General features: G+C 74.2%; 12 protein-coding genes and 1 pseudogene. 9 read left to right on the top strand and 4 right to left on the bottom strand.

The features are described 5' to 3' along the window. From RH94_RS29160 to RH94_RS29155, 3 genes are all read left to right on the top strand, one after another. Positions 1 to 3,170: tetratricopeptide repeat protein (locus RH94_RS29160; RefSeq protein ID WP_234426122.1), on the top strand; the 3,170-nt coding region annotated here is incomplete at its 5' end. An 87-nt stretch (positions 3,171 to 3,257) separates the two neighbouring features. Then, the gene (locus RH94_RS40945) at positions 3,258 to 3,416 is read left to right on the top strand and encodes a hypothetical protein (RefSeq protein ID WP_158073104.1); all 159 of its coding nucleotides are present in this window, start codon (positions 3,258 to 3,260) and stop codon (positions 3,414 to 3,416) included. Beyond that, the gene (locus tag RH94_RS29155; protein ID WP_073951336.1) at positions 3,416 to 4,570 is read left to right on the top strand and encodes a hypothetical protein; all 1,155 of its coding nucleotides are present in this window, start codon (positions 3,416 to 3,418) and stop codon (positions 4,568 to 4,570) included. Before RH94_RS40945 ends, RH94_RS29155 begins: the two co-directional genes overlap by 1 nt. Before the next feature lie 91 nt (positions 4,571 to 4,661). Here RH94_RS29155 and RH94_RS29150 read toward each other — a convergent pair whose 3' ends face one another. Then, complete coding sequence (locus tag RH94_RS29150; protein ID WP_073951335.1) at positions 4,662 to 5,927, bottom strand: D-arabinono-1,4-lactone oxidase; 1,266 nt, start codon at positions 5,925 to 5,927, stop codon at positions 4,662 to 4,664. A 160-nt stretch (positions 5,928 to 6,087) separates the two neighbouring features. On the opposite strand from RH94_RS29150, the gene RH94_RS29145 reads away from it, so the two are divergent. The 6 genes and pseudogenes from RH94_RS29145 to RH94_RS29125 all read left to right on the top strand — a co-directional run bounded on the left by RH94_RS29145 (position 6,088) and on the right by RH94_RS29125 (position 13,706). Continuing rightward, positions 6,088 to 7,419, top strand: a complete 1,332-nt coding sequence (locus RH94_RS29145; RefSeq protein ID WP_073951334.1) for a radical SAM protein — start codon at positions 6,088 to 6,090, stop codon at positions 7,417 to 7,419. Positions 7,420 to 7,628: 209 nt separating this feature from the next. Continuing rightward, a pseudogene (locus RH94_RS44955) lies at positions 7,629 to 7,937 on the top strand (cellulose-binding protein); the annotation flags it as partial. A gap of 3 nt (positions 7,938 to 7,940) precedes the next feature. After that, a partial coding sequence (locus RH94_RS29140) for a cellulose-binding domain-containing protein (RefSeq protein ID WP_234426121.1) occupies positions 7,941 to 9,216 on the top strand: 1,276 nt, incomplete at its 5' end. 324 nt (positions 9,217 to 9,540) lie between these two features. After that, positions 9,541 to 11,925, top strand: coding sequence for a phosphoketolase family protein (locus RH94_RS29135; RefSeq protein ID WP_073951333.1), 2,385 nt, complete (start codon positions 9,541 to 9,543; stop codon positions 11,923 to 11,925). Between the two features lie 129 nt (positions 11,926 to 12,054). Next, positions 12,055 to 12,747: a response regulator gene (locus RH94_RS29130; protein ID WP_073951332.1), complete on the top strand. Its 693-nt coding sequence runs from the start codon at positions 12,055 to 12,057 to the stop codon at positions 12,745 to 12,747. A gap of 98 nt (positions 12,748 to 12,845) precedes the next feature. Beyond that, the gene (locus RH94_RS29125; RefSeq protein ID WP_073951331.1) at positions 12,846 to 13,706 is read left to right on the top strand and encodes a pyridoxamine 5'-phosphate oxidase family protein; all 861 of its coding nucleotides are present in this window, start codon (positions 12,846 to 12,848) and stop codon (positions 13,704 to 13,706) included. On the opposite strand, the gene RH94_RS29120 is transcribed toward RH94_RS29125, so the two are convergent. The 3 genes from RH94_RS29120 to RH94_RS29110 form a co-directional block, all read right to left on the bottom strand. After that, positions 13,687 to 14,388 (bottom strand): CBS domain-containing protein, encoded by a 702-nt coding sequence (locus RH94_RS29120; protein ID WP_388348156.1) that lies wholly within the window; start codon positions 14,386 to 14,388, stop codon positions 13,687 to 13,689. The genes RH94_RS29125 and RH94_RS29120 overlap by 20 nt on opposite strands. Before the next feature lie 11 nt (positions 14,389 to 14,399). Next, positions 14,400 to 14,855 carry a Crp/Fnr family transcriptional regulator gene (locus RH94_RS29115; protein WP_073951330.1) on the bottom strand — a complete coding sequence of 152 codons (456 nt, stop codon included), beginning with the start codon at positions 14,853 to 14,855 and terminating at the stop codon, positions 14,400 to 14,402. Between the two features lie 479 nt (positions 14,856 to 15,334). Continuing rightward, the gene (locus tag RH94_RS29110) at positions 15,335 to 15,757 is read right to left on the bottom strand and encodes a pyridoxamine 5'-phosphate oxidase family protein (protein WP_073951329.1); all 423 of its coding nucleotides are present in this window, start codon (positions 15,755 to 15,757) and stop codon (positions 15,335 to 15,337) included. Positions 15,758 to 15,785: the final 28 nt, after the last annotated feature.

The following is a 15,785-nucleotide window of genomic DNA, read 5'->3' as shown; positions in this document are numbered from 1 at the left end:
TCCCCGGCCGGACCGAGCCATGGACGTGCACGGTCCTCTGGCACCGGCACGACGAGCCGCGCGGCACCGGCGTCGACACGGCGCTGCTCCGTGTCGACGACCGCGGTTTCCGGGCACCGCGCGCTCTGCCGCCCCTGGGCTGGGGACGGCTCTCCGGCACCCGGGGCAGCCGCCGGGTCGAGGCAGTGGGCTTCCCGGCCGGCATGGAACTGCTCACCGGGGGCGCTCTCGCCTTCCGCGACAGCGCCCATGTCACCGGGGAGATCACCTTGGGCAGCCGCCTCAAGGCCGACCGCTACGAGATCGCGCTTCGCACACCGGTTCCGCCCGCACAGTCCAGAGCCCCCGTGCCGCCGTCCGCCGGCTCGCGGAGCCGTCCGGCGTCCCGTTGGAGCGGCATGTCCGGTGCGGGCGTGGTGTGCGAGGGGCTGCTGGTCGGCCTCGTGGGTGTCGACCCGGGTGATCCGTCCGGGAGCTTGCTCACCGCCGTACCCGTCGAGTCGGTCCTTGCCGACCCGGAGGCGGCGAGGCTGCTCGGCGGCGTGCGCCCGCGCAGCGTCGAACTCGCCCCCGTGCTGCTGCCTCCGCCGGCCCCACCCGGTTCACCGGCGGGAGTGCTGCGGGCCGAGGTCAGCCCGGTCCGCTGTCACGGACGGGACGATCTGATCGCCGGTCTCACCGGCTGGTGCCAGGAGCCGGGGGAGTTCTCCCTGCGCCTGCTGACCGCCCCCGGCGGCCAGGGCAAGACCCGGCTCGCCCGGGAACTCGTCGAGCGGATGACCGATGCCGGTTGGGCGGCCGGTTTCCTGGACGACCAGTGCCTGGACGACCGCCTCGGCCTGCTCGCCACCCTGTCGGATCCCCTGCTGCTGGTGATGGACTACGCCGAGACCCGTCCCGAACAGTTACGGCTCTGCCTGCGAGCCCTGCGTCCGGGCGCCGGCAGCGGAACCCGGGTCCGGCTGCTGCTGCTCGCCCGGGGCGCGGGGGAGTGGTGGCGGCACGCCCGCGCGGTCACGAGGGTGCTGCGCGAACTGCCGACGGACGCGGTGCAGGAGTTGGAGCCGCTGGCGCCGGACGCGGAGAGCCGGGCCGAGGCGTTCCGGCGGGCCGTCGATGAACTGGGGCCGGCGCTGGCGGCGTTGCCGGGCGTACCGGAGGGCGCGGGATCGGGAGCGCTCGACCCACGGGGCGGGCCGGGCACGGCGCCGCGGACCGTGCCCCGTCTCGACGGCCGGCGCTACTCGGGAGCCCTCGCCCTGAACATGGCCGCGCTCACCGCCCTGCTGGAACGCCACGGCCCCTCGCCGGGGAAGGGCGACCGCGTGGCGGACGAGGAAGAGGCGCTGCTCCTGCACGAGGAGCGCTACTGGACACAGACCGCGGCCGCGCACGGCATCGACCACCTCCACCCCGCCACCCTCCGCCAACTGGTCGCCGGAGCCACGCTGCACCGGGCCGCCACTCTCCCCGAGGCCCACGCCTTCCTGGCGGACCTCGGCTGCATGAAGGGCGAGACCGCCAACACCCGACTTGCCGCCGCCGTGTGGCTCCATGAGCTGTACGGCGGGCAGGACAGCTACTGGACGGGCCTGGCGCCGGACCCGCTCGGCGCCTACCAGGCCGGTTCCACGCTCCGGGACTTCCCCGAACTTCTGCACGAGATCGCCGGCCGCGCGCCTCGGAGCCGGGCCGGCCATCTGCTGCGGGTGTTGTGCCGGGCGCGGGAGTCCTTCCCGGAACTGCGGGAACGGATCATCGGCATCGTGACCGCCCGCCCGCGCCCCCTGGCCTTCGCCGCCGTCGACCTGATGACTCAGGAACCCGACGAGGCACTGGCCGCCGCCCTCGACACGGTCCTGGCGGACACGGCGTCCGACGGGGAACTGTCCGCCGATCTGCTCTCCGCGGTACCGCGCCACACCGAGGTCCTCGCCCGTCCCGCCCTGAGCATGGCGAGGCAGAGCGTCACCCGCCTGCGCGCCGCGCCGGACACCGCACCGGCCCGACTGGCCGACGCGCTGCTCGCACTCGCCTACCGGCTCTCCGCGACCGGGCACCATCCGGAGGCGGTCGAGGCGGCGGAGGAAGCCGTACGCATACGCCTGCGCAGCGGTCTCGGCCACGGCCGGCAGGACGCAAGGGCCGAGCTCATCGACGTACTGCTCGGCTATGGCGCCCGCCTCGACGAGGTGGGACGGCATGAGGAGGCGGCACGGGTCGGGGACCGGCTGCTGGCCCTGTCCGGGGACGACGCCGGAGACCCGGCCGGAGGCACCGGTGACACCGGGCGACAGGAACGGCTGGCCAGGATCCTGCACCACCACGCCTGCTGGTGCCACCGGGCGGGCCGGTCCGCCGAGGCGCTGCGGGCGGGAGCCCGCAGCGTCGCGATCCGCGGGCTGCTCGCGGCCCGGGAACCCGGCCGTCCGTCCGGGGAACTGGCCGGCTCGCTGCTGAACCACGCGCTGTACCTCCAGGCCGCCGGCACCCCGGAGGCGGCCGTCGAGCCGCTGGGCGAGGCCGTCGCGACACTGCGCCGACTGGTGGAGGAGTCGCCGGACGGGCACCTCGCCGCGCTGGGCAGGGCCCTGCACGACCAGAGCCGGCTCCACTCCGCTCTGCGAGAGCCCGCCCCGGCGCTGGCATGCGCCGAGGAGGCGGTGGCCATCCACCGCAGACTCGCCGGGGACGGGACGTCGCCGCCGCGGACGGCGGACCTGGCAGCCGTACTGGTCGGCCTCGCGGCACGGATGGCCGATGCCGGCCGCTCCGGGCCGGCCCTCGACGCACTCGCGGAGGCCGTCGCCCTGCGCCGGACCCTCGCGGCGGACGGAGGACCCGCCGCCACCGGCCGGCTCGCCGTGACTCTGACCGACCACGCCGTACTGCTGAGGCAGGCAGGGCGGCCCGAGGACGCCGAGCGCGTGACCGACGAGGCGGTCCGGGCCCTGACGGCCGCGCGCGCGGCAGGATGGAGCCCGGCGGGCCCGACCGTCGTGCGGATCCTGATGCACCGCGGGTTCGCCCTCACGGCCCGCGATCCGGCAGCCGCGCGCGAGTTCCTGCGCCGGGCCGCCGCCGACGCCGTGCGATGCGGAGCCGCAGAGCTGGCGGACCGTTGCGAGGCGGCACTGAGCGACCTGGGTGCCGGCCGGGCCACGCGGTGACCGGTGCGACGGGAGCGACGGGACGTCAGGGAACCAGTACTCTCGCGAGAACGACGAAGGGCGTCGGGCGCCTGAGGGGAGCACAGCATGCCGGAACAGTCGGAGCAGCCCGAGCGGCAGGAAGTGCCGGTCCCACCGCCGCCTGCCGCCCCGCCCGTCCAACCGCCGCCCAGCGCCGAACTCAGCGACTACGAGTTCACGATGACCGAGGTCGGGGACGAGTTCGACGAACTCCCCGACGAGTGATGGCTCATGGCCGGCCCGCCCCGGACGGAACCCGCGCGGCCCCGGGCCCCGACCCCCGCGCGGTACGGGTCTCCGGCCCCGCCGGTGAAGGCGTCGGCCACCTCCTCGGCGCCGGCCTGCTGCTCACCTCGGCGGAGACCGCGGGCACCGGCGCCACCAGTACCTTCCGCCTCCCCGGGACGCTCCGGCCCTGGCGGTGCTCGGTGGTGTGGCACCGGTACGACCCGACGCGCCCCCGGGCCGAACGGCTGGACGCGGCACTGCTGCGCGTTCTCGACACGGACTGGGACGAGCAGCACCCGCTGTCCCGCCGGTCACCGCCACCGCGCTGGGGCCGACTGGCCACCCGCCGCCCCTCCGTCCCCGTCCGCCTCACCGCCTTCCCCGACGGGGACGCGCGGGTCGTGCACGGCACGGTCAACGCCGGGTCGGCGGTCAAGGCCGGCCGCTACCACGTCACGCTGCCCGGCCCGGCGGCGGAGGGCCGCCCGACGCCGTGGCCCGGAGTGCCGGGCGCCGCCGTACTCTGCCACGGGCTCGTCCTCGGGGTCGTGGCCGACGCGGTCCGCGAACCCGGCACGGCCTGGTTGAGCGTGGTGCCCGCCGCGGCGCTGCTGCGGGACCCCGACTTTCGCGCACTGGCCGCGCCCGGACCGCTGGAGGCCGCCGAACTCCAGCCCGCCCTTGAGGAGGGTCCCACCGCGGGCCAGGGCCCGGAAGCGGGGGAGACGGACTCGCTGACACGGTGGTGCGAAGGACAGGACCTCTTCTCCGTGCGGCTCGTCGTCGGAGCGGGCAGCGGCCACCGCAGGCGCCTGGCCCGGACGCTGGTCCAGCGGATGAGCGGCCGGGGCTGGGCCGCGGGCTTTGCCGCCGACGCCGACGAGCGCGCACTGGGCGTCGTCGCGGACACCTGCGTGCCCCTGCTGCTCGTCGTCGACCGGGCCGACACCCGGCCCGGAACCCTGCACACCCTGCTGGACGGCGTGGCTCGTCGCGCCTTCGCCGGACCCGCGGCCCGCGTCCGGCTGCTGCTCCTGGCAGCCGGTGCCGGAGAGTGGTGGTGGGAGGCCCGGAGCGAGTCGCCGCCACTGCGGGACCTGCCCGCGGACACGGTGCTCACCCTGTCCGGCTCTCCGTCGCCTTCACCTTAGACCGGGCAGGCTTTCGTGGCAGCCGATGGCGGACAGCGCCCGGACCGGACGCGGGCCCTCCTCAGCCTCCGGCCGGTGCCGTCCGGGACCGTCAGCCGACGAGGAGGTCCGCGAGGAAGGCGTTGGTGAACTTTCCGGTGGGGTCCAGGTCCCGGGCCAGGGTGCGGAAGTCGTCCAGCTTCGGGTAGCGCCCGCGCAGGGTGGCCGTCGGGGCGGTGAAGACCTTGCCCCAGTGGGGGCGGGGGGCGAAGGGCTCCAGGGCCTCCTCCAGGCGGCGGACCACCGGGAGTACGGCCGCCGTGTCCTCGACCCAGGTGAAGTGCACCGCGACGGTGTCCCGGCCGTAGGAGGGGCTCAGCCACTGCTCGTCGGCGGCGACGGTGCGCACCTCGCAGGTCTGGAGGACCGGGGCGACCGTCCGGCGGACGCCGTCGAGGGCGTGGAGGACGTCGAGGGCGTACGCGCGCGGCAGCAGGTACTCCGACTGCAGCTCCGCGCCGCTGCTCGGGGTGAACTCCGCGCGGAAGTGCGGCAGCCGCTCGTGCCAGGGGCCGGGCACGCCGAACTGCCGCGTGCAGTTCTCCGCCGGCATGCCCGGCACCGGGTGCAGCGCGACCTTGGCGGGCACCGCCCACGGGAAGGCGGGCAGCGGCTGGTCGGTGCGGCGCTTGAGCCACACCTGGCGGAAGCCGGGGTCGCGCCAGTCGGTGAACAGGCTGACGCTGTAAGCGGCGGCGGCCACCGTCTCGAAGTCCAGCCCGTCCAGGGGGAGTTCGGTGAACAGGTGCTGTTCCACCCCGTAGGCGGGCTCCAGGTCCAGGGTGAGCGCGGTGACCACGCCCAGCGCGCCCAGGGAGGTGACGGCCCCGCCGAACCGCGCGTCGCCCCGGCCGATGACGGCCGTGGAGCCGTCCGCGGTGACGATCTCCACCTCCCGTACGGCGGCGGCCAGCGGACCGTTGGACACGCCCGAGCCGTGGGTGCCCGTCGCCACTGACCCCGCCACCGAGATGTGCGGCAGGGAGGCCATGTTGGGCAGGGCCAGCCCGTGCGCGTGCACCCGGCGGGCCAGCTCCGCGTACCGGACCCCGCCGCCCACCCGGACCGTACGGGCCGCCGTGTCGACGTCCACCTCGGCCGGCAGCGCCTCGAGGGAGAGCAGCGCGCCCCCGGTGCCCGGGTCGGCGATCTCGTTGAAGGAGTGCCCGCTGCCCAGCGCCCGCACCTTCGTGTTCCCGGCGACCAGCGCCCTGAGCACGTCTAGCGAGCCGGGCCGGTGCACCTCACCGGCGGCGTAGGCGATGTTCCCCGCCCAGTTGGTCACGGTCCCGGTCGTCCTCCCGGTCCTCCCGGCCATCCCGGCCTCCCTCCCCGTCGTGCCGCGGCCCCTGTGGTCTCCGGGTGAACCTACCCGACCGGCCCCCCACGGCGTCTGTCCGGGGGACCCGGCACGACCCGCGCGCGGGCGTGGGCATACCGTGAGGAGTCGTACGTACGAAGTCGTGAGGAGAGACGGGATGGGCAGCCGTACCGCGCTGGTCGAGGATCTGATGGAGCGCTTCCCGCACGTGCCGCGGGAGGCGGTCCTCAAGGAGGACCTGCTCCGGGGTGGTGTGGCCTTCGACCCCTCCGCGCTCAGTGACAACGAGGACGGCGAGGTCAAGCCGAAGTCGTACTTCATCTTCTCCTTCGACCACGGCACCCTGCCCGAGCTGGGCGAGGCCGCGCTCAGGCGGCCGCCGGAGGAGATCATCCTCACCGGCGGACCGTACGACCTGCGGCGCACCGTCGTGTCGGTGCGCGTGAACCCGTCCTCGCCCTACCGGGTCGCGGCCGACGACGAGGGGCTGCTCGGGCTCTACCTCGACGGCAGGCGGATCGCCGACGTCGGCGTGCCGCCCATGCCCGAGTACTACCGGCACACGCTGTCCAACGGGAAGTCCGTGATGGAGGTGGCCCCGACCATCCAGTGGGGCTACCTGATCTACCTGACCGTCTTCCGGGTCTGCCAGTACTTCGGCGCCAAGGAGGAGTGCCAGTACTGCGACATCAACCACAACTGGCGCCAGCACAAGGCGGCCGGCCGGCCCTACACGGGTGTCAAGGACGTCGAGGAGGTCCTGGAGGCGCTCGAGATCATCGACCGGTACGACACCCAGAAGGCGTCCACCGCCTACACGCTCACCGGCGGCGCCATCACCAGGACGGTCGCCGGCCGGGACGAGGCCGACTTCTACGGCCACTACGCCAAGGCCATCGAGGAGCGCTTCCCGGGCCGCTGGATCGGCAAGGTCGTCGCGCAGGCGCTGCCGAAACCGGACGTGCAGCGGTTCAAGGACTACGGCGTGCAGATCTACCACCCCAACTTCGAGGTGTGGGACCGCCGGCTGTTCGAGCTGTACTGCCCGGGCAAGGAGCGCTACGTCGGCCGCGACGAGTGGCACCGCCGCATCCTGGACTCGGCGGACGTCTTCGGGGCCCGCAACGTGATCCCCAACTTCGTGGCCGGTGTGGAGATGGCCGAGCCGTTCGGCTTCACCACCGTCGACGAGGCCATCGCGTCCACCACCGAGGGCCTGCGCTTCTTCATGTCGCACGGCATCACGCCCCGCTTCACCACCTGGTGCCCGGAGCCCACCACCCCGCTGGGCAAGGCCAACCCGCAGGGCGCGCCGCTGGAGTACCACATCCGGCTGCTGGAGGCCTACCGCGCGACCATGGACGACTTCGGCCTCTCCTCGCCCCCCGGCTACGGCCCGCCCGGACCCGGCCGCGCGGTCTTCTCGGTCAGCTCCTTCATGGACAGCCTTCCCGCCGAGGAGGGCGCGCAGGAGGCGAGCGCGGTGTGACTTCCCGGATACCGTGAGTCGGAGGGGGCTCCGCCGCGTACTACGGAGCGGAGTTGAGTACCTCGGTATCCGTGACGAGAAGTGAATACACGGCTTGTCAGTTGTGCCGGGGGCGTGAAAAGCTCGTTCCCTGCCGCGAGGCTCCCCCCAACTCCTTTCTGAGCGTGGTGAGTTGCCTCGCCCGTGGATGCAGTGGATGCAGGAGACCCATGCCCGACCTGCCGAGCCCCAAGGACGCGACCGAGGCCGCGCTGTTCGCCGAGTGCTGGGACGCGGTGCTCTCCTACGCGGACCTGTGCACGAGCGGCTCCTCCGCGGCCCGGGAACTGGCCACGGAGGCGTTCGCGCTGGGGCTGCGCGAGGTCCGGGCCGCCGAGGCCGGTGCGTCCCGGGGCCGTCGTACGCCCCGGCTGCCGGCGATACCGCTGGCGCTGACCGCCGTGCGCACCACCGCCGCGTCCTGGGAGGCCGACGGCCTCGGCCACCGGCTCGACCCGGACCTGCGCCTGTGGCTCAACNNNCGACAAGGCCGCCCGCTACACGGGCCCGCCGCTGCGGCGCCCGATCGCCCTGCGCGGACTGCGGGACCTGCAGGAGCCGGACGCCGCGCTGCTGTGGCTGGCCGAGGTGGAGGCGCTGCCGTCGACCGTCGTGGCCCGCAGGCTCGGGCTCGACCCGGCGATGGTGTCCGAGGAACTCGACCAGGTGCGGGGCCTGTTCCGGGACCGCTGCCACCGCAACCACCTCGACACCCCGATGGACGCGGAGTGCCGTAAGTACGCCCGGCTGCTGGACGCGGTCACCCGTTCCGCGCCCGCCGCCGAGACCCCCGAGGACCTCACCCGGCACCTCGCCACCTGCGTGGACTGCGCGGAGGCCGCCGGCTGCCTGCGGCTGAACGGCGGCGGACTGCCGGCCGCCCTCGCCGGCGGTGTGATCGGCTGGGGCGGCCTGGCCTACCTGGAGCGCCGACGCCGGGCCGCCGACGTGCGTCTCGGCACGCGCCGCCCCGAGCCGACGGACACCGGCGGCGGGGAGCCGGCCGAGGGCACCGCCCGGGCGCGGGTCGTGCGCGGGAGCCTGCTCGCCGCGGCGGTCGTGCTGTCCGGGCTGGCGCTGGTGGTGTCGATGATGCCGTTCGACGGCTCCACGGGCGGCCCCACGGGCGAGGCCGCGCGCGGCGTCGACGCCGACGGCCGGCCGGTCGCCGACTCCGGCCTGTCCCTGCCGGACGCCGGTCCCTCGGCGTCCGCCTCCGCCTCCGGTTCCGCTCCGGCCTCCGGCTCCGGTTCCACCTCCGGGTCCGCCCCGCGCACGCCGTCCGGGAGCGGCACGGCGACCCGGGCCGGCCGCGAGAACCCCGACCCCGAACCCCAGGGCACCTCCACCGCCACCGCCGGCGGTGGCGACACACCGGGCACACCGGGCACACCGGGCACGCCCGGCACACCTGGCACGTCCGGCCCGGACCCGAGCGCCCCGGCCGCCTGCCGGGTCCGCTACGACCTGACGAACCAGTGGACCGACGGCTTCCAGGCCGCCGTCACCGTCACCACCGCCCGCGCCCTCGACACCTGGCGGGTCGCCTGGTCCTTCCGCGACGGCCAGCGCGTCGCCCACATGTGGGACGCGAACGTCGCCCAGAACGGCTCCCGCGTCACCGCCACCGCCGCCGACTACAACAAGTCCGTCGCCGCGGGCGGCACCCTGTCCTTCGGCTTCATCGGAACCTGGCAGAACAGGAACACCACACCGCACGCCTTCACACTGAACGGCCACGACTGCGTGACGGCCTGACGGCACAGCGGGGCAGGGAGGCGCTCCGCCCGGCGAGAGGCCGTGACACGCGCGTGCCACGTCCCGTGATCCCGGCGAGTGCGACGCGGGGTCCGCGCCGGGCGCCCGGAGACGGACCTGACGTCACAACGGACGGGGCATGCCGTCCCGCCGCGCGCCTCGCCGGCGGGGGCCCGGCCCGGGTGTGACCCGAACGGCCCTGTCGGGTACCCGGGCGGACAGGGAGGGTAGGGGGGTGCCGCCGGCACGCGGTACCCCGATCGCCGGACCTACCCGGACCTACCCGACCCGAACCGAACCGGCCCGAACCGGAAAGGAATCCCGATGTCCGTCGAGACGCAGCAGGCGCCCGCCGGGCTCACGGACGAGGAGCTCGCGAGGCTGGACGCCCACTGGCGCGCCGCGAACTACCTCTCCGTCGGCCAGATCTACCTCATGGCCAATCCGCTGCTGGCCGAACCGCTGCGCCCGGAGCACGTCAAGCCGCGCCTGCTCGGCCACTGGGGCACCTCGCCCGGCCTCAACCTGGTCCACACCCACCTCAACCGGGTCGTCGAGGCCCGCGACCTGAACGCCCTGTGCGTCTGGGGTCCCGGCCACGGCGGGCCCGCCGTGCTCGCCAACTCCTGGCTGGAGGGCTCGTACACCGAGACGTACCCGGACGTCACCCGGGACGCGCACGGCATGGCACGGCTGTTCAAGCAGTTCTCCTTCCCCGGCGGGGTGCCCAGCCACGTCGCCCCCGAGACACCGGGCTCCATCCACGAGGGCGGGGAGCTCGGCTACGCGCTCTCCCACGCCTACGGCGCCGCGCTGGACAACCCGGACCTGGTCGTCGCCTGCGTGATCGGCGACGGCGAGGCGGAGACCGGCCCACTGGCCGCGTCCTGGCACTCCAACAAGTTCCTCGACCCCGTCGACGACGGCGCCGTCCTGCCGATCCTGCACCTCAACGGCTACAAGATCGCCAACCCGACGGTGCTCGCCCGGCTGCCCGAGGCCGAACTCGACGAGCTGCTCAGGGGATACGGCCACGACCCGATCCACGTCACCGGCGACGAACCGGCCGCCGTGCACCGCGCGATGGCCGAGGCCATGGACACCGCCCTCGACCGCATCGCCGCACTCCAGCGCGGTGCCCGCGAGGAGGGTGTCACCGAACGGCCCCGCTGGCCCGTGATCGTGCTGCGCACCCCCAAGGGCTGGACCGGCCCCGCCGAGGTCGACGGCCTGCCCGTGGAGGGCACCTGGCGCGCCCACCAGGTCCCGCTGGCCGCCGTCCGGGACAACCCCGAGCACCTGCGGCAACTGGAGCAGTGGCTGCGCTCGTACCGCCCCGAGGAGCTGTTCGACGAGCACGGCGCCCCGCGCCCCGACGTACTGGCCTGCATCCCGCGGGGCACCCGCCGGCTCGGCGCCACCCCGCACGCCAACGGCGGCCTCCTGCTGCGCGAACTGCCGCTGCCACCGCTGGAGAAGTACGCCGTCGAGGTCGACAAGCCCGGCGCGACCCTGCACGAACCGACCCGCGTCCTCGGCGAGATGCTCCAGGACGTCATGGCCGCCACCGCCGAACGGCGCGACTTCCGCCTCGTCGGCCCCGACGAGACCGCCTCCAACCGCCTGCAGGCCGTCTACGCCGCCAGCGGCAAGGCCTGGCAGGCGAAGACCCTGCCGGTGGACGAACACCTCGACCGGCACGGCCGGGTGATGGAGATCCTGTCCGAACACACCTGCCAGGGCTGGCTGGAGGGCTACCTCCTCACCGGCCGGCACGGGCTGTTCTCCTGCTACGAGGCGTTCGTGCACATCGTCGACTCGATGGTCAACCAGCACGTCAAATGGCTGCGCGTCACCCGGAAACTGCCCTGGCGCGCCCCCATCGCCTCCCTCAACTACCTGCTCACCTCGCACGTGTGGCGCCAGGACCACAACGGCTTCTCCCACCAGGACCCCGGCTTCGTCGACCACATCCTCAACAAGAGCCCCGAGGCCGTCCGGGTCTACTTCCCGCCGGACGCCAACACCCTGCTGTCCGTGGCCGACCACGCGCTGCGCAGCCGGGACTACGTCAACGTGGTCGTCGCCGGCAAGCAGCCCTGCTTCGACTGGCTCTCCATGGAGCAGGCGAAGACGCACTGCGCGCGCGGCGCCGGCATCTGGGAGTGGGCCGGCACCGAGGACGGCAGCCGCGAACCCGACGTGGTGCTGGCCTGCGCGGGCGACGTGCCCACCCAGGAGGTGCTGGCCGCCGCCCAGCTGCTGCGCCGGCACCTGCCCGAACTGGCCGTGCGCGTGGTCAACGTCGTGGACATCGCCCGGCTGATGCCCAGCGAGGAGCACCCGCACGGGATGACCGACTTCGAGTACGACGGGCTGTTCACGCGGGACAAGCCGGTGCTGTTCGCCTACCACGGCTACCCGTGGCTGATCCACCGCCTGGCCTACCGGCGCACCGGCCACCCCCACCTGCACGTGCGCGGCTACAAGGAGATCGGCACCACGACCACGCCGTTCGACATGGTCGTCGGCAACGACCTGGACCGCTACCGCCTGGTCATGGACGTCATCGACCGCGTCCCCGGCCTCGCGGTGCGCGCCGCCGCCGTACGCCAGCGCATGGAGGACGCCCGGCTGCGCCACCACGCCTGGATCCGGGAGCACGGGGTGGACATGCCCGAGGTCGCGGACTGGTCCTGGGACGGCTGAGGTCCTCCACTCGCGGGGCCGGAGTCGGGGCCGACCGGCCCTGGCCCCGCGGCGTGCCGAGGGGAAGAATCGCAGGGGACACCCACGACAGCACGACGACGGCACGACGACGGCACAAGGAGCGATTCGATGGCGGACCGTGAGCAGGCCGGGCCCGACAGCCCGATCCGGGTCTTCCTCCTCGACGACCACGAGGTGGTACGGCGCGGGGTGCACGACCTGCTGGACGACGAACCGGACATCACGGTGATCGGGGAGGCCGCGACCGCCGAGCAGGCCCTGGTCCGCGTGCCCGCGCTGCGCCCGGACGTGGCGGTGCTCGACGTCCGGCTGCCGGACGGCGACGGCGTGACCGTCTGCCGTGAGCTGCGCTCCCGCCTGCCGGATCTGGCCTGCCTGATGCTGACCTCGTTCGACGACGAGGAGGCGCTGCTGGACTCGATCATGGCGGGCGCCTCCGGCTACGTACTGAAGCAGATCCAGGGCTCGGACCTGGTCTCGGCGGTGCGTACCGTGGCCCGCGGCCAGTCGCTGCTCGACCCCAGCGCCACCGCGAAGCTGATGGCCCGGCTGCGGGGCGGGCAGGAGCGGGAGGAGGAGCCGGACGAGCTGCCCGGACTGACCGACAGGGAGCGGGAGATCCTGGCCCTGATCGGCGAGGGGCTGACCAACCGGCAGATCGGGCAGCGGCTGTACCTGGCCGAGAAGACGGTGAAGAACCACATCTCCCGGCTGCTGGCCAAGCTCGGCGTGGAGCGGCGCGTGCAGGCCGCCGTGATCGCCACCCAGGCCCGGGACCGGCTGCGCGGCAACGGCCGCTGACACCGCGGGGGACGCGGCCGGGCCCGGCTGGTGAGGGCCGCGGGCCCGGGTGATCCTGGAGAGCGGGCCCCGCGAGGGAAGGCAGGGGAGACAGGATCATGCGCGCTCAGCTCGGCGATCGACTGGTCGTCGAAAGCCCGGTCACCGGCGTCGTCCGGCGCGACGGCGAGATCGTCGGCCTCCACCACGACGACGGCACACCCCCGTACGACGTGCGCTGGTCGGACACCGGGGAGGTCACGGTGGTGTTCCCCGGGCCGGACGCGCACATCCGGCACCGGCAGCGGGAGCCGCGCGAGGGTGTGTCCCCGGCCGGCGGCGTCGGGGACGTCGGGCGGCGCATCACCACCGCCCGCAGGCGCGCGGGCCTCAGCCTGGGTGAGGCGGCCGACCGGGCGCGGATGTCACCGCAGTACCTCGCCTATCTGGAGCAACACCCCTCCGATCCCAGCCCGGCCACCCTGCTGCGGCTGGCCGGCGCACTGGGCACCACGCTCGACGGGCTGCGCGGCGGCGGCCAGGGACGCCCGCCGGGACAGGGCCGGGCGCTGCTCCACCCCCGGCTGTTGGAGCTCGACGAGGACGAGTGCCGGGCGCTGCTGTCCACGCACGGCGTCGGGCGCGTCGCGCTGACCACCGAGGACGGACCCGTCGTGTACCCGGTGAACTACGACGTGGTGGACGGCGACCTGGTCTTCCGCACCGCGCCCGACGCGGCGCCCGCCGAGGCCGTCGACGCGGAGGTCGCCTTCGAGGTGGACCGCGTCGACGAGGCGATGAGCCAGGGATGGAGCGTGCTTGCGCTCGGCCGCGCCGAGGCCGTGACGGATCCCGAGGAGGTACGACGGCTTCAGGAGCGGGCCTACTCCTCCCCGTGGGCGGGCGGGCGGCGCACGCTGTGGGTGCGGATCCGACCCACCCGCCTGACGGGACGCCGTATCACGCCGGCCGATCAGTGACCGCGGCGCCGCTCGTGAGGTTGCACTCGACGTCGACGACGCCCTCCACGGCGCGCACCAGACGGGCGGCGACGGGGACGAGCGAGGTGTCCCGGATGTGGCCGGTGAGGGTGACCACGCCGTCGCGGACCTCGACGTGGACGGGGCCGGACGGGGCGCGGAAGAGGTAGGAGACGATCTCCCGGCCGACCTCCTCGGCGATGTCGTCGTCCGGGCGCAGGAAGACCTTCAGCAGGTCGCCCCGGCTGACCATGCCCTCGAGCAGGCCCTTGTCGTCGACGACGGGCAGCCGCTTGACCCGGTGCAGGGCCATGCGGCGGGCGGCCTCGGCGAGAGTGGCGTCGGCGCGGACGGTGACGGCCGGGGCGGTCATCAGGTCCTCGGCGGTGATCCCGCCCGCCTTGGCCAGGTCGGGCAGGCGGCGCAGCTGGGTGAACCGGTCCGGGTCGCTGTCGCGGAACTCCTCCTTGGGCAGCAGATCGGCCTCCGAGACGACACCGACCACCCGGCCCTCGCCCTCCAGCACGGGAAGGGCGCTGACCTTCCACTGCCCCATGAGCTCGACGATGGTCTTGAACGGGGCCTCGCGGCCCACGGACACGACGGTGTGCGTCATCACGTCGCTCACGATGTGCGGGCTGCCGTGCACGGTCTCCTCCTCACTGCGCCGGGTCGCGGTCATGGTCCCTCCCGTCACTCGGCGCCGCTGCCGTAGGGGGCGTACAGGTCCAGGAGCCGGATGCGCGCCGACTGCAGACGGTGCGCGACCACCTTGCCGACCCACACGGCGACGGCGCGGCCGAACTCGGGGTCCTCGTCGCAGAGCTTCCGCACGGCGTCGGCGTCGAACTCGTACGCGCGCACCGGGCTCGCGGCCTCGGCGCCCAGCTGCCAGACGTACGGCGGGAAGTGCCAGGACCAGCCGACCAGTTCGCCGTGGCCCAGCGACTCGATGACGGCGGCGCGCCGGCCGGGGACGTGCAGGTCGAGGGCGACCGTCCCGGTCTTGATGATCCAGAACCGGTCGGCGTGCCGGCCTTCCTCGAACAGGCGGGTGTCGGCGTCGAAGGACACCTCGTGGGCGAGGGACATCAGGCGTGCGCGGTGCTCCGCCGGCAGGGCCGCGGCCAGCGTGGTGGTGGAGGTCATCGTCTCCGGCTCCTTTCGTACCCGTCGCCGCAACCGGACGGCGGGTGCGTCGCTCGGCCCCCTCCGGGATGCCGTGGGGGCTGCTGATCCCAGCCTGTGCCCCGGCGGTGCCCACCGCCACGGGCCACCCGGACCCGGCGAGTGGGCCGTTCGGCCCAACCCACCGGCGCACCCGCCACAGCGGGGTCGACCGCCCTGACACCGCGGGCCGCGCCACCGGCCCCGGGGCTGTGCCGCCCCGGCTGCCGCCGGCCTGCCGCCCCGGTGTCGGCGGGGGGTGTGCTGCTTTGGTGCACCGGGGTTGTGCTGCCTTGGCTGTCGCGGGTCGGCTGCTTTGGTGTCGCGGGGGTCCGCTGCCTCGGCGTCGCGGGCTGTGCCTCCATGGTCCCGGGGTGTGCCGTTCGGGCGCCGCGGGCTGCGCTGTCCGGTCCCCAGGGCCTTGGCGCCCCGGCGCTCCGGGATCATGTCGTCGGGGCGGCTCAGCCCGTGGCGCGCAGGTCCGTGAGTTCGCGTCCCGTGACCATTGCGGCCTCGACGCGGATGAAGACGTCGTCCTGGATGGGCATCCACGAGTCGGGTCCCGTCCGCAGCAGCCGCTCGTGCTCGGCGGGGTCGGTCACCACGTGGGCCCGGCCGGTGACGACCACGCTCCAGCCGGACCGGGTCTCCGTGGCGAACTCGTCGGCCTCGAAGGCGACCACGACACCGTCGACGGCGCGCACCAGGTCCGACCGGGCCGAGGTCCGCACGAGCACGGAGGCGTCCGTGTCCAGGGCGAAGTTCACGGGCAGCACCGCCGGAAGGGCCTGCCGCGTGTACACCACCCGCCCGACCGGCACCTTGCCCAGCAACCGCAGGCACTCCTGCCGATCCAGCGCGCGAAAGCCGTCGTTGTGCACCATCCGTCCATCCTCCCCGCGCAACCCCGCC

Source organism: Streptomyces kebangsaanensis (genome assembly GCF_001906585.1).
In the GTDB taxonomy this organism is placed as follows: Bacteria; Actinomycetota; Actinomycetes; order Streptomycetales; family Streptomycetaceae; genus Streptomyces; species Streptomyces kebangsaanensis.
This window is presented reverse-complemented; position numbering and strand designations above follow the sequence as displayed.